The 16167-nt window shown below is 65.5% G+C and carries 18 protein-coding genes and 1 tRNA gene; 13 read left to right on the top strand and 6 right to left on the bottom strand.

Translation table 11 applies throughout. The features are described 5' to 3' along the window. Nucleotides 1–82: 82 nt before the first annotated feature. Entirely contained in the window at nucleotides 83–538 is a 456-nt protein-coding gene (locus AUR64_RS04660) for a PaaI family thioesterase (RefSeq protein ID WP_058580765.1), read from the bottom strand. 103 nt (nucleotides 539–641) lie between these two features. On the opposite strand from AUR64_RS04660, the gene ncsA reads away from it, so the two are divergent. Continuing rightward, complete coding sequence (ncsA, locus tag AUR64_RS04665) at nucleotides 642–1613, top strand: tRNA 2-thiolation protein NcsA (protein WP_058580766.1); 972 nt, start codon at nucleotides 642–644, stop codon at nucleotides 1611–1613. A 135-nt stretch (nucleotides 1614–1748) separates the two neighbouring features. On the opposite strand, the gene ftsZ is transcribed toward ncsA, so the two are convergent. The 3 genes from ftsZ to AUR64_RS04680 all read right to left on the bottom strand — a co-directional run bounded on the left by ftsZ (nucleotide 1749) and on the right by AUR64_RS04680 (nucleotide 3859). Next, complete coding sequence (ftsZ, locus tag AUR64_RS04670) at nucleotides 1749–2948, bottom strand: cell division protein FtsZ (RefSeq protein ID WP_058580767.1); 1200 nt, start codon at nucleotides 2946–2948, stop codon at nucleotides 1749–1751. A 3-nt stretch (nucleotides 2949–2951) separates the two neighbouring features. Beyond that, complete coding sequence (locus AUR64_RS04675) at nucleotides 2952–3140, bottom strand: ribbon-helix-helix domain-containing protein (protein WP_058580768.1); 189 nt, start codon at nucleotides 3138–3140, stop codon at nucleotides 2952–2954. A gap of 209 nt (nucleotides 3141–3349) precedes the next feature. Continuing rightward, nucleotides 3350–3859 carry a zinc-ribbon domain-containing protein gene (locus tag AUR64_RS04680; RefSeq protein ID WP_058580769.1) on the bottom strand — a complete coding sequence of 170 codons (510 nt, stop codon included), beginning with the start codon at nucleotides 3857–3859 and terminating at the stop codon, nucleotides 3350–3352. Nucleotides 3860–3975: 116 nt separating this feature from the next. On the opposite strand from AUR64_RS04680, the gene AUR64_RS04685 reads away from it, so the two are divergent. Beyond that, a tRNA-Tyr gene (locus tag AUR64_RS04685) sits at nucleotides 3976–4049 on the top strand. A 163-nt stretch (nucleotides 4050–4212) separates the two neighbouring features. Here the strand turns inward: AUR64_RS04685 and AUR64_RS04690 are convergent. Beyond that, nucleotides 4213–4500: a hypothetical protein gene (locus AUR64_RS04690; protein ID WP_058580770.1), complete on the bottom strand. Its 288-nt coding sequence runs from the start codon at nucleotides 4498–4500 to the stop codon at nucleotides 4213–4215. A gap of 102 nt (nucleotides 4501–4602) precedes the next feature. Here AUR64_RS04690 and AUR64_RS04695 point away from each other — a divergent pair, with 102 nt between their 5' ends. The 4 genes from AUR64_RS04695 to AUR64_RS04710 all read left to right on the top strand — a co-directional run bounded on the left by AUR64_RS04695 (nucleotide 4603) and on the right by AUR64_RS04710 (nucleotide 8494). Continuing rightward, entirely contained in the window at nucleotides 4603–5592 is a 990-nt protein-coding gene (locus tag AUR64_RS04695; protein ID WP_058580771.1) for an aldo/keto reductase, read from the top strand. Nucleotides 5593–5694: 102 nt separating this feature from the next. Beyond that, on the top strand, nucleotides 5695–6717 hold the full coding sequence (locus tag AUR64_RS04700) for a Gfo/Idh/MocA family protein (protein ID WP_058580772.1): 1023 nt from the start codon (nucleotides 5695–5697) through the stop codon (nucleotides 6715–6717). Nucleotides 6718–6775: 58 nt separating this feature from the next. Further along, the gene (locus AUR64_RS04705) at nucleotides 6776–7180 is read left to right on the top strand and encodes a DUF5789 family protein (protein ID WP_058580773.1); all 405 of its coding nucleotides are present in this window, start codon (nucleotides 6776–6778) and stop codon (nucleotides 7178–7180) included. A gap of 132 nt (nucleotides 7181–7312) precedes the next feature. Beyond that, nucleotides 7313–8494, top strand: coding sequence for a M24 family metallopeptidase (locus AUR64_RS04710; protein ID WP_058580774.1), 1182 nt, complete (start codon nucleotides 7313–7315; stop codon nucleotides 8492–8494). A gap of 30 nt (nucleotides 8495–8524) precedes the next feature. Here the strand turns inward: AUR64_RS04710 and AUR64_RS04715 are convergent, their stop codons facing one another. Continuing rightward, a complete protein-coding gene (locus AUR64_RS04715) occupies nucleotides 8525–10129 on the bottom strand; it encodes a right-handed parallel beta-helix repeat-containing protein (RefSeq protein ID WP_082230575.1) in 1605 nt (534 codons plus the stop codon). A gap of 272 nt (nucleotides 10130–10401) precedes the next feature. Between AUR64_RS04715 and AUR64_RS04720 the strand changes: the two genes are divergently transcribed. The 7 genes from AUR64_RS04720 to AUR64_RS04750 are packed head-to-tail and all read left to right on the top strand — an operon-like array spanning nucleotide 10402 to nucleotide 16144. Beyond that, nucleotides 10402–11109 (top strand): HAD family hydrolase, encoded by a 708-nt coding sequence (locus AUR64_RS04720; RefSeq protein ID WP_240479578.1) that lies wholly within the window; start codon nucleotides 10402–10404, stop codon nucleotides 11107–11109. Next, nucleotides 11109–12062: an adenosylcobinamide-phosphate synthase CbiB gene (cbiB, locus tag AUR64_RS04725; protein ID WP_058580776.1), complete on the top strand. Its 954-nt coding sequence runs from the start codon at nucleotides 11109–11111 to the stop codon at nucleotides 12060–12062. Before AUR64_RS04720 ends, cbiB begins: the two co-directional genes overlap by 1 nt. Further along, nucleotides 12053–12820 carry an adenosylcobinamide-GDP ribazoletransferase gene (gene cobS / locus AUR64_RS04730; protein ID WP_058580777.1) on the top strand — a complete coding sequence of 256 codons (768 nt, stop codon included), beginning with the start codon at nucleotides 12053–12055 and terminating at the stop codon, nucleotides 12818–12820. The genes cbiB and cobS overlap by 10 nt, the downstream gene beginning before the upstream one ends. Beyond that, nucleotides 12820–13434, top strand: coding sequence for an NTP transferase domain-containing protein (locus AUR64_RS04735; RefSeq protein WP_058580864.1), 615 nt, complete (start codon nucleotides 12820–12822; stop codon nucleotides 13432–13434). The genes cobS and AUR64_RS04735 overlap by 1 nt, the downstream gene beginning before the upstream one ends. Next, nucleotides 13425–14414, top strand: coding sequence for a nicotinate-nucleotide--dimethylbenzimidazole phosphoribosyltransferase (locus AUR64_RS04740; RefSeq protein WP_058580778.1), 990 nt, complete (start codon nucleotides 13425–13427; stop codon nucleotides 14412–14414). Before AUR64_RS04735 ends, AUR64_RS04740 begins: the two co-directional genes overlap by 10 nt. Beyond that, nucleotides 14404–15411, top strand: a complete 1008-nt coding sequence (gene cobD / locus AUR64_RS04745) for a threonine-phosphate decarboxylase CobD (protein WP_058580779.1) — start codon at nucleotides 14404–14406, stop codon at nucleotides 15409–15411. The genes AUR64_RS04740 and cobD overlap by 11 nt, the downstream gene beginning before the upstream one ends. Next, nucleotides 15404–16144, top strand: coding sequence for an adenosylcobinamide amidohydrolase (locus AUR64_RS04750; RefSeq protein WP_058580780.1), 741 nt, complete (start codon nucleotides 15404–15406; stop codon nucleotides 16142–16144). Before cobD ends, AUR64_RS04750 begins: the two co-directional genes overlap by 8 nt. Nucleotides 16145–16167 lie beyond the last annotated feature (23 nt).

A 16167-nucleotide genomic window follows, 5' to 3' on the forward strand; every position in this document is an offset into this window, starting at 1 on the left:
CTGTACCGTAGTCAGCGCGAAATAGCTCGGGGCGTACTCGTTTCGGTCGTCGGTGAACCGCGTGAACCGCGCCGTTACCGATTCACTCGTCGCGGCGGACGTACAGCGTCTTCGAGACCTCGGCGTACACGTCGCCGTCGGCGTCGAACAACTGGAGGTCGTACTCGCGGTCGGTCGACTCCCCAGGTTCGAGCGTCTCGCGAATCGCCTCGACTTCCTCGTCGGGAACTCGGAAGTCGGCGTACAGCGTTCGGTCTCCCGGCCGCTTGAACTCGATGTTCGCGGCGCGGTCCCAGACGGTGAACTCGTCGCCGAGACGCCGATTCAGCATGATGACGTACACCGGGTCGACGGCGGCGTACATGCTCCCGCCGAACATCGTGCCGTAGACGTTCTTCGTTCGCCACGTCAGCGGGAGTTCGACCTGTATACGACTCCAGTCGCGTTCGATGTAGCGGACTCTGCCGCCGGTGCTTCGATACGTGGGGTGGAGGTTGAAGCCGAGACGGGAGAGACGCGTCCGCAGCGATTCGCTCATGCGCGTCCGTCGGAGGGTCGCCGGAAGTCAGTTCGGATGTCGATTTGTAGGCACTCCGCGGAGACGAAACGGTCATACGCGTGAGACGGCAACGGTCACGAAAATGGAGTGCGACAAGTGCGACCGCGACGCCGTCATGGTCGCGAGTTATTCGGGGGCGCATCTCTGCGAGAACCACTTCTGCGCCTCGGTCGAAAAGCGCGTCCGACGGCGCGTCCGCGAGGACAGTCTCGTCCCCCGCGACGCGAGTCCCGACGACCCAGACACGTGGGTTATCGGCCTGTCGGGCGGTAAAGACAGCGTCGTACTCACCCACATTCTGGACGAGACGTTCGGTCGGGACCCCCGCATCGAACTCGTCGCGCTCTCCATCCACGAGGGAATCGAAGGCTACCGCGACAAGAGTCTCGACGCCTCCGTCGAACTCTGCGAAGACCTCTCGCTGCAGCACGAGGTCGTCTCCTACGAGGAGGAACTCGGCGTCCGCATGGACGACGTGGTGGAGAAAGACCCCGAGAACATGGCTCCGTGTGCGTACTGCGGCGTGTTCCGCCGCGACCTCCTCGAACAGTACGCCGAGGAACTCGACGCGGACAAACTGCTCACAGGTCACAACCTCGACGACGAGGCACAGACGGCGCTGATGAACTTTCTCGAAGGCGACGTGACCCAGGTCGCAAAACACTTCGACGCCAGCATCGGCGGATTCGAAGAGCGGGCGCTCACCGACGACTTCGTTCCTCGGGCGAAACCACTGCGCGACGTTCCCGAGAAAGAAGTCGCGCTGTACGCGCATCTGAAGGACCTCCCGGCGCATATCACCGAGTGTCCACACGCGAGCGAGGCGTACCGCGGCGAGATTCAGCAGTTGCTGTTGAAACTCGAAGAGAACCATCCCGGGACGCGTCACTCTATCATGGCCGGGTACGAAGAACTCGCACAGATGGCCGCCCAGCAGTACCGCGGCGACGGCGACGAGAACGTCGAACTCAACGAGTGTGAACGCTGCGGGTCGAAAACCGGCGGCACCGTCTGCCGGAAGTGCAAACTCGTCGAGGCTGTCGAAGCGGTATAGAGTCTCGCCTCCGTCGTTCTCTCGCCTCCCCACCTGTTTTCTGTTGCCGGTCGACTCGTAGCCGTGGCTGTTGCTCGCCGAAGTGAACGTACCGAAGATAGAGAACAGCGAACCCGGCCGCAGACAGTCGGGTCGTTAGCGGATGACGTCGAGGCCGTTGTTCCGTTCGACCTCGTCGCGTCCGCCGTCGGACTGCCACGAACCGTTGGGGTTCGTGTTCGTCTGACGCTGTCGGTTCTGGTTCGTCTCGAACTCCGAGCTACCCGAATTGCCGTCGAGGCTGGCACGCGAGCGGTCGGCCTGCTTCTGGGTCGTCGGGCCGAGAACCTGCGCGCTCTGGACGCCGGTCATGATGGCCATGACGCGGACTTTGCCTTTGTACTCCTCTTGGATGCGTGCGCCCCAGATGACGTTGGCGCTCGCTTCGAGGCGTTCGGTGATGTTGTCGGCGATGCCCTCGGCCTCCTTCAGCGTGAGGTCCGGGCCGCCGGTGATGTGGACGAGACCACCCGACGCACCGCGGTAGTCGACGTCCAGCAGTGGGTGGTTCATCGCGTCGCGAACCACTTCCTCCGTCTTGTTCTTGTCCTGAGTCTCACCGACCAACATCACGGCGACGCCACCTTGGTTCATGATGGTGGACATGTCGGCGTAGTCGAGGTTGATGAGCGACGGTTGGGTGATGGTCTCCGAAATCCCCTTGACCGTCTCGGCGATAATCTGGTCCATCACCGAGAACGCCTTCCCAATCGGGAGGTTCGGGACGTAGTCGAGCAGGCGGTTGTTGTCGAGGACGATGATGGAGTCCGCTTCGTTGCGGAGTTTCTCCAGGCCTTCCTCGGCTTTCACCGTGCGGGCACGCTCGACGTTGAACGGCGTCGAGACCATACCCACGACGATTGCGCCCTGTTCTTTGGCGATTTTGGCGACGACGGGGGCCGCACCGGTACCGGTGCCACCACCCATGCCGGCGGTGACGAACACGAGGTCGGCTTTGCCGAGAACCTCTTTGACGGTTCCCTGCGCCATCTCGGTCGCCCGCTCACCCATCGAGGGGTCGCCCCCGGCACCGAGGCCGGAGGTCAACGATTTGCCGACGAGAATCTTCGTGTCGGCTTCGATCATCTTCAGGTGTTGTTTGTCGGTGTTGATAGCGACGGTGTCTGCCCCTTCGACGCCGATGTTGTAGAGGCGGTTGATGGTGTTGTTCCCGGCACCACCACAGCCGACGATGACGATTCGGGGTTCGCCGAACTCGTCGTCGTCGGACTGTGCTTCCATATCCCGCTGCTCGGCTTCGGCGTTTTCGAGTGCGTCTTGTACGATGTCTTGCATCGATTACACCTTCGCCCAGCTGCGCTTGGTGCGCTCGGGACGTTTTGCGTCGCGTTCATCGGCCTGCTCGTTGAGCATCTCGCGGACGGCCGAACGGATGGCTTCGCTGCGGTTCGGGAACTCTCCCGTTTCCACCATCTGTTCGACCTCCTCGATCTGCTGCTTCGGAATTCGTAGTGTCACACGCTCCATATTTGCATTCCCCCGGTAAGACGTTCGGGCGCATGCCCGACACCGTCTCACGCACCGAAATCGCACGAAGAGGGCGACTTTGCCCCGCGGAGTTCGGAACGTAAGACGACCGTCTTACGCGAACGTAAGCACAGACCGATAGGATATAAATGTAACGGCGACTGTAAGACACAGCCGAAAATCGGTGTTTACGCGGCGTCAGTTGTCCGTCAACGACGTTCGAGTACGTCAGCCGCCGGTGTCCGACGGCCACAACCCGGACAGAACGCCCAATCCGAACGTACTTCGTCGCCGCAGTCACAGAACAGCCGTCGAGACGCTTTCTCGCCGCAATTCGGGCAGTACATCTGCCCGTCGGACAGTTCTTCGCCGCACTGACTGCAGGATTTCTCGTCGGTCTCTTCGGTGCCGTCGACGGTTGTCTTACGCTCTTCGTCGTCTCCCGCTCCGTCGAGACTGATGTTGACGTTTACGTCCTGTGGACGGCTGTTCTCTGCCCGACGGAGATACTCGCCGACGAGTTCGTCGACCCGGTCGCGGACGAGGTCGTCGATTCGTTCCGGTGTCGGTGTGGCTGCCGTCCCCGCAATATCGTCGTCACGGTCCGACGCGTCGAGATACGCGCGAAGCGCCTCCCGCATGACCTCGCTTTTGGAGGCGTCTAACGCCTCCAGTCGCTCGACGAGGTCGTCGTCCGCGCGGAACGTGACTTTACTCATCTTCGTTGAGAGGAATCATGCGACAGTATTTCAATCTTGCCCAATCATCGCCATTCGTTCACGCACGACGCGCCGAACAGTAATCGTTATACCCCAGAATGCGGTACGACAGGGCACCGCTCTTAGCTCAGCCTGGCAGAGCAGCCGACTGTAGATCGGCTTGCCCCCCGTTCAAATCGGGGAGAGCGGACTTTTCGGGCGAATCCGGTCGACCCGGATTGAGCACAGAAGTCACAGCCCGGGAGCGAACGGAGTAAGCGACCCGGAATGTCTTCGGGAGTTCAAATCGCCGTGACTTCGCTCCGCTCGTCACGAGCCTCGTTCACTACGTTCACGAGGACAGGGAGAACGGTTCACTCACCGGCCGTCGTCCACTTACCACTCGAACTCAGAAACCGGCAGTTCTCGAACACCACCGCTTCGTCGCTCCCCACAGGTTCGAGTCGAATCCGGAACGGTTCTTCGCGCGCGAACAGTTCGTGGACGATGTCGGCGTGGTCACTCGTCGTGAGGACGCCGTCGACCCACTCCTCGTCCGGGCGACGCCGAAGGCTGAGCGAGAGGTCGTCGACGACGACACGGCGACCACGCTCGAACACCACTCGAACGTCGTCGCCTTCGGCAGTGTCGTACTGCTCCACGCCGTGTCGTTCAGCCTGCACGACCCTGAACGCTGTGTTCGTCCCAGCGCTTACCGGCGAACGGACACTTACGGCGTTTCGCCGCTATCACACAGATACGTCATGCAACATCGTGAACTCGGGACCACCGGCTACGACGTGACCGAAGTCGGCCTCGGCACGTGGAACATCGGCAGCGACTGGGGCGACGTAACGGAGGAAGAAGGCCGCGAGGCGGTTCGCGCGGCGCTCGACGCTGGCGTGGACTTCATCGACACCGCCGACGTGTACGGTGACGGTGCGAGCGAGAGACGCATCGCCGAGGTGTTGGACGAGGAAGGCGCCCGCGACGACGTGACCGTTGCGACCAAAGCGGGCCGCCGTCTCGACCCCCACGAACCCGACGGCTACAATCACGAGAACCTCGAACGGTTCGTCGACCGAAGCCGAGAGAACCTCGGCGTCGACTCGCTCGAACTGCTCCAACTGCACTGCCCGCCGACGGAGGTGTACTACCGCCCCGAGACGTTCGAGGCGTTAGAGGAGTTGAAGGACGCGGGGAAAATCGACCACTACGGCGTCAGCGTCGAGAAAGTCGAAGAGGGGTTGAAAGCCATCGAGTACGACGGCGTCGAGACGGTTCAAATCATCTTCAACCCGTTCCGGCAGCGGCCCGCCGACCTGTTCTTCCGGGAGGCGCTCCGCCGTCGAGTCGGCGTCATCGTCCGCGTTCCTCTCGCTTCTGGGCTGCTCACCGGCCAACTGTCGGCCGACGACGAGTTCCCCGAAGACGACCACCGCAACTACAACCGCGACGGCGACGCGTTCGACGTGGGTGAGACGTTCGCCGGCGTCCCCTTCGAGACGGGCGTTCGCGCCGCCGATGCGCTCGAACCGGCCGTCCCCGACGACGCGACGCTCGCGCAGTTCACCCTGCGCTGGATTCTCTCCTTCGACGCCGTGAGCGCGGTCATCCCGGGGTCGACGATTCCCGACCACATCCGGCAGAACGTCGCCGCCGCGGACCTTCCCGAACCCTCCGCCCAGCAACACGAACTGGTTCACGAGGTGTACGACGAACACGTCCGCGACCACGTCCACCAGCGCTGGTAGGTCGGGAGTCGGCGTCTACGTCGGAGTCGTCGCGGCACCCCGACGAAACAGCGAGGCGACCCAACGACTATCGTATTCGTCGTTGTACGAGTGCAGGTCACGATGTCGGAGAAGACACACAGCGACGCCCCGATTCGAGTTGGTATCGTCGGTCTCGGCTACATCGGCACGACCGTCGGCGACGAGTTTGCTCATCACCCGCAGGCCCGTGTCGCGGCCGTCTGCGACGTGGCCGAGTCCGCGCGCGTGGACGCCGGAGAGCAGTTTTCGGTCCCACCGGAAGCGCGGTACGAACAGTACGAGGAGATGCTCGACGGCGAGAACCTCGATGCAGTACTCATCGGTACGCCGCACACGCTCCACTACGACCAAGTCGTCGCCGCACTGGAACGCGGTCTACACGTCCTCTGTGATAAACCGCTGACGACGGACCTCGAACAGGCGCGAGACCTCTACGAACGTACGCAGAACGCCGACGAGGTGCTGATGGTCGGCTACCAGCGTCACCTCAACCCCGCGTTCGTCGAAGCGAGACGGCGCTGGACCGAGAGCGGCCGAACGCCGACGTGGATAACCGCCGAAATCAGCCAGGACTGGGTCGATCGCTTCAGCGGCACGTGGCGGGCGAACCCCGACCTCAGCGGCGGCGGCTACCTCTACGACACCGGCAGTCACATTCTCGACGCCATCCTCTGGACGACGGACCTCACGCCGACGGCCGTCCGCGCGGACATGACGTTCGTCGACGACGACCAGCGCGTCGATGAACGCGCGGAACTGTGGATAGAGTTCGAGGAGGGAGCCAACGCCAGCGTCTCGGTGTACGGGAAGACGCCGGCCACGCGCGAACACATCCACATCTGGGACGACGAGGGGGCGGTGTACCTCGACGGCCGCGAGTGGGAGGAGCGTCAGTTCTCCGAAATCGACGCCGACAGCACGACGCACACGATGTATCTCGGCGGACGTTCACACCCGAACAAAGCCCAGTCGTTCGTCCGCGCCATCCGCGAGGGGACGCCCCCGGCCGCGACGCCGATGGACGGCCTCCGCGTCACCGCGGTTACCGAGGCGGCGTACGAGTCCGCTCGGGGCGACAGCGACTGGGTGAGCGTCGACCTCTAGGCCGCTTTCGTTTTCGGGTGCCACTACGCCTTTTTGACTCCGCGCCGTACTACGAACCATGGCCGACGAACCCGACGAGACGCCCCAGACCGACCCGAGTCACGAGAGCGTCATCGAGAACTCCCGACAGCGAAAGGACGAACGCGCCGACAGCGTCGAGAACATCATGGAGCAAGTCGACCGGCATCTGGAGGGCCAGAAGTTCCCCGTCCGCGGCGAGGAACTCGCCGAGGAGTACGGCGGCCAACCCGGCGACATGCCGAACGAGACGGAGTCGCTCGGCAGCGTCTTCGACCGACTCGCACAGGACGAGGAGTACGAGTCGGTCGAGGAAGTACGGGAGGCAGTGTACGGCGAGGTGACCGGTGAAGCGGGCGGCGAGAACGAGTACAACACCGAACGCGAACTGCAGGAGATAGCCGAGGACGTCGTCGACGACGAGTCGAACACGAACGTGAACTGAGCCGGAAGACCGACGGTCCCGGACGTTTTCGGAGGTTTCCGGAGAACATCGGAACGCACTGAGACCTCGAAGATTCCGGAAGTCCTCGTCACCCATCCCCATACTTTTGAACTGTGCAGAGAAGGTGGCTGCATGGCGACCAGACTTCCATCTTCGGAGTTCGAGGCGCGTCTCGACAGCATCCGCGGCGCACTCGAAGACACCGACGCCGACGCCGGCGTCTGGTTCGGCGCGACCAGCATCGAATATCTCACCGGCTTTCACCACATCCAGACCGAACGGCCCGTCGTTCTCGCGGTGACGCCGAACCGCATCGAACTCACCGTCCCGCGACTCGAAGTCGAACGTGTCGAACCGAACCCCCGAATCGACGCCGTCCACCACTACTTCGACTACCCCGGCGGCAAGCCAATCGAGACGGCCGTCTCGATGCTCCGCGGGATGGGCGTCGACGCCGTGGCCGCCGACGGAGACGGCGCACCCGGCGTGATGGGCTACGAGGGGCCGAAACTCTCGGAGTTCCTCGACGTCGAGACCCAGAGTTGGGTCGGTCGCATGCGCTGGGAGAAGACAGACGCGGAAGTCGACCTCATCCGCGAGTCCGCGAAGTGGGCGAACCTCGGCCACCGCTATCTCACCGACTACACCGAAGTCGGCGCACACCCGGCGACGGTCAGCCAGCAAGCGTCCACCGACGCCTCCCGCGCGATGCTCGACACGCTCGGCGACCGCTACTCGGTCCGCGTCCGCGGCAACGGCCCGGTCCACGCCGGCTACATCAGCGGCACCGAAACCGCACTCCCACACGGTCACACCCCGAACGAGCGACTCTCGGAGGGCGACGTCCTCGTCACCGGCGCGTCGGCGAACGTCGACGGCTACCACTCGGAACTGGAGCGGACGATGTTCGTCGGCGACCCGACCGACGAGCAGGAACACTACTTCGAACTGATGCTCGAAGCCCAAACCATCGCTATCGACGCGCTCGGTCCGGGCGTCTCCATCAGCCACGTCGACCAAGTCGTCTGGGACTACTTCGAAGAGCAAGGCGTTTCGGACCTCGCCCAGCACCACGTCGGCCACAACATCGGCCTCGGCGGCCACGAACCGCCGTACATCGACCGCGGATGGGACGAAGCCCAAGACGACCCCGCCGACGCCGAGATGGCACCGGGACAGGTGTACACCATCGAACCCGGCATCTACACCGACGAGTTCGGCTACCGTCACTCCGACACCATCGCCGTCACCGAACAGGGCACCGAGTGGCTGACGTTCTTCCCGCGCGACCTCGAATCGAACATCATCCGGTAGGCGCGTCACGTTCGCCCGCTTCAACCTTCTTTAGACCTGTACGTCCAACCCGGTCACCCGCCGAATCAGCGCTTCGAGCACTGCCGGATTCGACCGGGGGTCCGAGCGGTCGATAGTCCAGACGTTCGACGATTCGACGACTGCCACGTCGCCGTCGCCGTTGTCGTCGCCCTCGGTTAGTGCGACGACGACGCGCCGGACGTTGTCGAGTCGAATCCCGTTCGCGCCGTTCTCGCGGGTCGTACTTTCGAGTATCGCCGACGCTCTGACGCGGGTGAGTTCGACACCGTTGTCGGCGTTTCCGTTGACGACGTTGCGCGCCAACACCGCGCCGCGAACGTCGGTCACGTTGATGCCGTCGGCCCCGTTCGCCCACACCCGATTGTCGAGAAGACGCGTCTCCGCCGAGCGGTGGAAGCGAACGCCTTCCGCTCCGTTGTCGAACACCTCGTTGCGCTGGACGACGTTTCGGTCGCCGCCGTAGTCGATTTCGATACCGTCGTCGCCGCTGTCGCGGACGACGCTTCCTTGGACGACGTTCGCCGTCGCGTTCCGGAGGACGATACCGTCGCGGCCGCTGTCGGCGACGGTGTTTCTGACGATGCGGTTGTCGCGGGCACCGAGGCGAAGGAGAATGCCGTCGCGGGCGCTCTCAGTTACCGTGTTGCGTCGGACGAGGTTGTTCGACGCCTCGCCGCGCAGCAGGATGCCGTCGCTGCCGCTGTCGTGGACGACGTTGTCGACGACGCGGTTGTTCTTAGCCGCTCCAAGCGGAATCCCGTCGTTCTGGTTTCCAGTGACGGTGTTGCGAGCGACGACGTTGTCGTTCGAGCGAGCGACGTCGATGCCGTCGTCGAGGTTGTCACGCACCGTGTTGCGCCGGATGATATTGTCGTCGGAGTCACGCAGTTCGATGCCGTCGGCGTTCTCCAGCCCGACGTTCGAACGGATGAGATTCGACTCCAGTAGGTTGCCGCTGGCGTTGTCGAGGTCGATGCCGTCGTCGACGTTCTCGTCGGTCACGCTGAACCGAATCACGTTGTCGTTCGAGTCGTTTCGCAGGAGGATGCCGTCGCCGCCGTTGTCGCCGCCGTTACGGCGGAACGCACTGTTCACGATGCGATTCTCGTCGGCGTTGTCCAACACGAGGCCGTCGTCGACGTTCTCGTCGGCACGCGTCGAGACGACGAGGACGCCGCGCGTCGAACGGAGAACGATTCCGTCGTTACTGTTGTCGGTGGCGGCGACCCCACGGAGCGTCCCGTCGTTGACGCCGCGGAACTCGATGCCCGTCTCGAACTCGGTGACCGAGAGGTTCTCGATGGTGAGGTTCGCCACGCCGTCGGCGACGATGCCGACACCGTCGCCGTCGCCCGAGAGCGTGCGGTCGTCACCGACGATGCGCACGTCGTCGGCCGTCACGCGCAGACACGGGTCGGACTCCGCCGCCGAGAGGTCGTCGCCGAGTACGTACGTGCCGGCGGCCGAAATCGACGTACAAGCCGAGAGTTCGACGGCGTCTCGTGCTACGTCCGGTGTCTCTGCTGTCGTCACCCCGACTGCCCCTGCTGAAAAAACGACCGCAGCGACGACGAGCAACGTCGCCACCCGGTGCACGCTTGCTCTCCCGGACATCTATCTCGTGAACATATTACCGCAGGCATTCATTAACATTCACATGTTCAAGTTTGGAATATAGTAGCGAACACGTGTCTGTTCCCGATGCAGGTCTGTCTCCGGTACGCGTCTGTCCGTCGTTGGGGTCTATCTCTGGGGTGGAGTAGTCCGCTTCTCGGCTTTGTCTCGGGTTCGTGGCCGTCGTCTGGTGCGTCGTCGCGCTCGGTTCGCTCGGCAACCGAACTCTCCGCATCAGTATCTTCAAGTTCGATTTCCCCAATCACCCTGCAGTGGCAGTTACCTTCGACCTCTTCGGGACGCTCGTCGAGGCCGCCTATCCCGACGACCCCGCGGCCGCCGTCGCCGCCGAACTCGACACGCTCGGCGTCGCCGTCCCCGACGACTGGGACGACGCGTACCTGGAGGTCCACATCGACGCACCCGAGGGCGCGGAGGTTCCGCTCCCAGCGCACGTCAGCGCCGCGCTCGGAAGTCGTGACGTCGACGCGCCGAACAACGCCGCCCGTCGCGCCGTCGTCAACGCGTTCGACCCCGAGATACGGACGCGAGCGGACGCGGTGGCGGCCGTCGAAGCGGCGGCCGACCGCGGTCCGGTGGGACTGCTTTCGAACTGTAGCGTTCCCGAACTCGCACGTCGGACGCTCATCCGCTCCGAGATACCCAACGACGCCTTCGACGCGACGGTGACGAGCGTCGCCTGCGGGTGGCGCAAACCCGACGCACGGGCGTTCGAGACGGTCGCTTCCGCGCTCGGCGTCGCCCCCGCCGACCTCGTCCACGTCGGTGACGACGCTCGAACCGACGGCGGCATCGAGGCTCTCGGCGGCGAGTTCGTCGACGTGAGCGACACCCCGCTCTCTGCGGTGGCCGCGCGATTCCAGTCGGGGCGCACGGGTGACTGCTCCGGCGGTCCCACTGACGACACCGACGACACCAACTGCACGGAACACGCCGACCCCGACACGGAGGCCGAATGATGATTCCGGCCGCGAGCGGAGCCATCGCGCTCGCGGCCGCACTCGACTGGCTGTTCCGCGAGCCGCCGGCGCGAGTTCACCCGGTTGCACTGCTCGGCCGACTCGTCTCGCGGGTCGACCAGCAGTGGTCACGTCCCCGTCTCTTGGGTGCTGTCGCGGCGTTCACGCTCCCGCTCGTCGCCGCCGGAGCGGCGGCGCTTCTCGTCGGACTCGCCGCGTTGGTCGGTCACACCGCGATGCTTCTCGCCACCGGGTTCGTCCTCTTTTCGACGACGAGTCTCCGGATGCTTCTGGACGCCGCACGGAGCGTCGTCGACGACAGCGACACCGACCCCGACGCCGCAAAGCAGAACCTTCGGGCGCTCGCGGGGCGCGACCCGACCGACCTCTCGTCGGGCGAACTGCGGAGCGCCGCCGTCGAGAGCGCGGCCGAGAACCTCGCGGACGGACTGGTCGCGCCGCTTCTGGCCTTTACCGTTCTCGCCCCGCTGTCGCTTCCGGTCGCGGCGGCGGCGGCAGCGTGGGTCAAAGCCGTCAACACGCTCGATTCGATGCTCGGCTACCGCGACAAGCCGGTCGGCTGGGCACCGGCGCGCCTCGACGACGTCGTGATGTGGCTGCCGGCGCGAGTTAGCGCCGTTCTCGTCGCCGTCGCCTCGGGGGACCTCGGGTCTCTCGCGCGCGCACGCGAGTGGTCACAGAACCCGCCGTCGCCGAACTCCGGGTGGCCGATGGCGACGCTCGCGGCGGTTCTCGACGTCCGTCTGGACAAACCGGACGTGTACGTGCTAAACCGAAACGTCGCTCTCCCGACTCCAGCGGACGCCACCCACGGAATCCGCATCGTCGCCGTCGCCGGCGCATTTGCGTGGGGTCTCGCGTTCGCGTCGACGCTTCTCGCCTCTCGGTTCTCGATACTCGACCTGCTCTCGGGGGCCGCAGCGTGGTTCTGAGCGCGCTTCGCGGCGGTCTCGCGTTTCTCACACGCTTGCCGGTCGGCGGCGGCGAACGTGAGTGGGACGCGTTCCGAACGACGCCGGTCGTGTTCCCACTGGTTGGCTACCTCGTCGGTGCACTGGCGGCGCTTCCCTTCACCCTACTCTACGCAGTCCCCCAACCCGGCACTGTCGCCGCACTGTATCTCGCTACGTTGTATCTCGTGACGGGCATCACCCACGCCGACGGACTCGCCGATATCGGCGACGCGGCGGTAGTCCACGGCGACGCCGAACGCCGCCTCGATGTCCTGAAAGACTCCCAGACGGGCGTCGGCGGTGCGCTCGTACTCGTGCTCTCGGTCGTTGCGCTCGCACTCGGCGCGTTCGGCCTCGTCACGGCCACTGCGAATCCTATCGTTGCCCTCCGTATCGTCGTCGCCGCGGAAGTCGGCGCGAAAGCAGGAATGGCGCTGTTGGCGTGTCTCGGCACGCCCGCTCACGAGGGGCTGGGTTCGGCCGTCGTCGCCGAGAACGACGTTTCCGGACTCCTGCCGGTCTCCGTTGCCCTCCTCCCGGCGCTTCTCGCTGCGCCGCCGTCGGCGACGCCCGCGCTCGTTTGCGCGCTCTTCTCGGGGCCGGCCGTCGCGTTGCTCGTCCGCCGATGGTCACAGGCGGCGCTCGGCGGTGTCTCGGGCGATGCGCTCGGTGCGACGAACGAACTCGGGCGCGTCGTCGGCCTCCACGCGGGGGTGGTCGCGTGGACGCTCTTCTGATGTGCGGCGGCCGCGGGACGCGACTCGGCGGCGAGGCGGAGAAACCGTTGGTCGAGATAGCGAGAACACCGATGGTCGACCGAGTGCTCGCGGCGCTGTCGGCGAGTCGTGTCGAGACCGTTCACGCCGTCGTCTCCCCGCACGCACCAAAGACACACGAGCATCTCGCTGAAGTCGCAGGCGACGACGCCGATTTGGAGATTCTCGACGCACCCGGTGACGGCTACGTCGAAGACCTCGGATACGCGCTCGACAGTGTCGGGAAGCCGGTGGTCTCCGTCGCTGCCGACCTCCCGCTGGTAGCGGCGGCACACGTCGACGAGGTCGTCGCCGTCGCGGTCGGTGACGAAGACACGGCGCTCGACAGCGACGCTCGCTCGACACCCGACAGCGACGCTCGCTCGGTCACGGTCTGCGTGCCAGCGGCGCTGAAACACCGACTCGGGGCGAGTGTGGACACGACGTTCGACTCGGGCGGTCGGAATCTCGCTCCGACGGGGCTAAACGTGGTCGCCGCCGGAGATGAGTACGTACACGTGAGCTACGACGCCCGACTCGCCGTGAACGTGAATCGCCCGCCGGACATCGCTCTCGCGGAGGCGCTGTGCGACTGATACTCGTCGCGGGTGCGACCGACACCGCGAAAATCGACGGCATCAGCGCCGCCGGTGCGGATTCGGACCTCCTTGCACACACCCCGAGCGCCGACCTCGAACTCGTCGAGTACGGGTCGCTCGTCCGCGCGCCCGAACTCCCCGTGAGTCCGACCGGTTGTCCCACGCCGGCGGCCGTGACGCGGGCGGTTCGGGAACGTTTGGACCTCGATTTCCTCGCCGTCGACGCCGGCCTCTCGGTGCCGACGGGTGCGCCGACGGTGAGCGTCGGTGCGAAACGCGGCCGCGACATCCGTGAGACCGACCCCGTTCCGACCGCTCCCGGTTCGTTTCTCGCCGCTCGCCAGTTAGGTCAGAAACTGCCCGACGACGAACTCGTCGTCGGCGAGACCATCCCCGGCGGGACGACTACGGCGCTCGGGACGCTCCGCGCGCTCGGCGAGGAGTGGGCTGTCTCATCGTCGTTCCCCGAAAACCCGATGGCGCTCAAGCAGTCTGTGGTCGCCGACGGACTCGACGCAAGCGGTATCGATGTCGGCGAGTTCGCCTACGAACCGCTGTTGGCGGTGCGGGCGATGGGCGACCCCGTGTTGGCCGTCGTCGCCGGACTCGTCGCGGGCGCGCTCGACGACGACAAAGACGTGATTCTCGGTGGCGGCACGCAGATGCTCACCGCCGCCGCACTCGTCCGCCACGAAGGTATCGCGGGCCCGCTGACGCTGGCGACGACGAGCTATCTCGCCGACGACGTGCCCGTGTTGGCAGAGGCCTCGAACTCACTGGATGTCGAACTCGCCGTCACCGACCCCGGATTCGGCCAGCGCGACGACGCACTGGCGCAGTACGCGGCGGGCGAAGGAAAGGAAGGGGCAGGAATGGGTGGGGCGCTCCTGCTCGCCGACCGCGCGGGCGAGTTGGAACACGTTGGGGAAACAACAACTAAGGTTGTAGACGCTGCGGGTGTTACATATGGACCCTGAGGCCGTCGAATCCGTCGAACAGGTGCCCCACGGCGGTGTCGACGACCCAACCGTGCTGGATTTCAGTGCGAACACGAATCCGGAGCGGCCGCCGGGTGTCGTCGGCGTCTACGACGCGGCGCTGTCGGTCGCTCGGCGCTACCCCTCCGACTACTGTGAGTTCCGCACCGCGGCGGCCGAGACCGTCGACTGTGAACCACGGTCGGTGATTCCGACGCCGGGCGGCCTCGCGGCGATTCGACTCGCGCTCTCGGTGACCGTCCGACCCGACGACCGGGTGTTGATTCCCGCGCCGAGTTTCGGCGAGTACGCCCGCGAGGTACGTCTGCAGGGCGGCGACCCCCGACATCTCCACCACGACGAACTGCTCGACGCCGACCCCATCGACTACGCCGTCGTCGTCGTCTGTACGCCGAACAACCCGACCGGCGAGGCCGCAGACCCCGACCGACTCCGCGAGTTCGCCGCCCGCTGCCGGGAGACGGACACGGTGCTTCTCGTCGACGAAGCGTTTCTCGACTTCACCGAACTGCCGAGTCTGGCCGGCGAACCGGGCGTCGTCGTCGCCCGCTCGTTGACGAAGATGTACGGCCTGCCGGGACTTCGTGTCGGGTTCGCGGCGGCGACCGGCGACCTCAGAGAGCGACTCGACACCGCACGGATGGCGTGGTCACTCGGAACGCCCGCCGCAGAGGTCGGCACACACTGTCTCGAACAGACCGAGTTCGTCGAGAAGACCAAAAAGCGAGTCGACCGAGAACGAAAACGGATGCGGATGTCGCTCTCACGGCAGTTCGACGTCTACCCGTCCGACGCGCCGTATCTCCTCCTCGACGTCGGGCGACGGGACGTCTCGGACGTGGTCGACGCCGCCCGCGCAGAGGGCATCGCCATCCGCGACGCGACCACGTTCCGCGGCCTCGACTCGCACGTCCGCGTCGCGGTCAAACGCGAACACGAGAACGACCGACTCCTCGACGCGCTGGCGGATGTGTAGGCCCGGTTTCGAGACGACGGTCCGAGACGGCGTGCTTCGCTTCTCGCGGCCGGGAACGCGGTGGCTCTCTTCGGGGTTCGACGGCGGCGAGTCACGCGGACCGGCCGCGTACAACGTCACCGTTCCCGACGGGTTCTCCCGAACTGACCTCGCGGCGTTCGCCCGCGAGCGACGCGACGCCGTGGGGTTCGAGGACGAAGGACCGACGCTGCTGACGGGCGTCCACATGCGCCACGCCCGGCGGGCGCGACTCGGTCCCGTCGACGTCGTGGCGACGGCGGGTGTGTCGAATCCGGCGGCGCTGCCGGTCGAAGTCGACGGAGACGTCGTGGAGTCCGACCCGAAACCCGGGACTGTCGCCGCCGACGAGACCCCGCCCCGAACGGGCACGGTGAACCTGCTGGTCGGGACGACGCGGGCGCTCGACCCCGGTGCGCTGGCGAATCTACTCACTGTCGTCGCGGAGGCGAAGGCGGCGACACTACTCTCGTCTGTCAACGTGCCCGGAACGACGAGCGACGCTGTCGTCGTCGGCTGTGACCCGGCAGGCGAACGAACACGGTTTTCGGGGAGTTCGACCGACGTCGGCGCGGCGGCGCGGGCCTGCGTACGAGACGCTGTCCTCGCATCGTTGCAGTCGCGCTACGCCGACGAGGAGATGCCGACGAGCGTCGACGACGCGCCATACGGTGTCGTCACTGACGAGCGAGCGGACGTATCGACGCCGGAGTGAGGTTCGACGCGGTCTCTCCGGGC

It is taken from the genome of Haloprofundus marisrubri (assembly GCF_001469955.1).
Classification (GTDB): domain Archaea; phylum Halobacteriota; class Halobacteria; order Halobacteriales; family Haloferacaceae; genus Haloprofundus; species Haloprofundus marisrubri.

Coding starts and splice junctions, on each gene's coding strand:
- cobD (WP_058580779.1), top strand. CDS start 14,404: ATGGACCCTGAGGCCGTCGAATCCGTCGAACAGGTGCCCCACGGCGGT.
- AUR64_RS04660 (WP_058580765.1), bottom strand. CDS start 538: ATGAGCGAATCGCTGCGGACGCGTCTCTCCCGTCTCGGCTTCAACCTC.
- AUR64_RS04695 (WP_058580771.1), top strand. CDS start 4,603: ATGCAACATCGTGAACTCGGGACCACCGGCTACGACGTGACCGAAGTC.
- AUR64_RS04715 (WP_082230575.1), bottom strand. CDS start 10,129: ATGTCCGGGAGAGCAAGCGTGCACCGGGTGGCGACGTTGCTCGTCGTC.
- AUR64_RS04675 (WP_058580768.1), bottom strand. CDS start 3,140: ATGGAGCGTGTGACACTACGAATTCCGAAGCAGCAGATCGAGGAGGTC.
- AUR64_RS04705 (WP_058580773.1), top strand. CDS start 6,776: ATGGCCGACGAACCCGACGAGACGCCCCAGACCGACCCGAGTCACGAG.
- AUR64_RS04680 (WP_058580769.1), bottom strand. CDS start 3,859: ATGAGTAAAGTCACGTTCCGCGCGGACGACGACCTCGTCGAGCGACTG.
- ncsA (WP_058580766.1), top strand. CDS start 642: ATGGAGTGCGACAAGTGCGACCGCGACGCCGTCATGGTCGCGAGTTAT.
- AUR64_RS04710 (WP_058580774.1), top strand. CDS start 7,313: ATGGCGACCAGACTTCCATCTTCGGAGTTCGAGGCGCGTCTCGACAGC.
- AUR64_RS04700 (WP_058580772.1), top strand. CDS start 5,695: ATGTCGGAGAAGACACACAGCGACGCCCCGATTCGAGTTGGTATCGTC.
- AUR64_RS04750 (WP_058580780.1), top strand. CDS start 15,404: ATGTGTAGGCCCGGTTTCGAGACGACGGTCCGAGACGGCGTGCTTCGC.
- cbiB (WP_058580776.1), top strand. CDS start 11,109: ATGATTCCGGCCGCGAGCGGAGCCATCGCGCTCGCGGCCGCACTCGAC.
- AUR64_RS04735 (WP_058580864.1), top strand. CDS start 12,820: ATGTGCGGCGGCCGCGGGACGCGACTCGGCGGCGAGGCGGAGAAACCG.
- ftsZ (WP_058580767.1), bottom strand. CDS start 2,948: ATGCAAGACATCGTACAAGACGCACTCGAAAACGCCGAAGCCGAGCAG.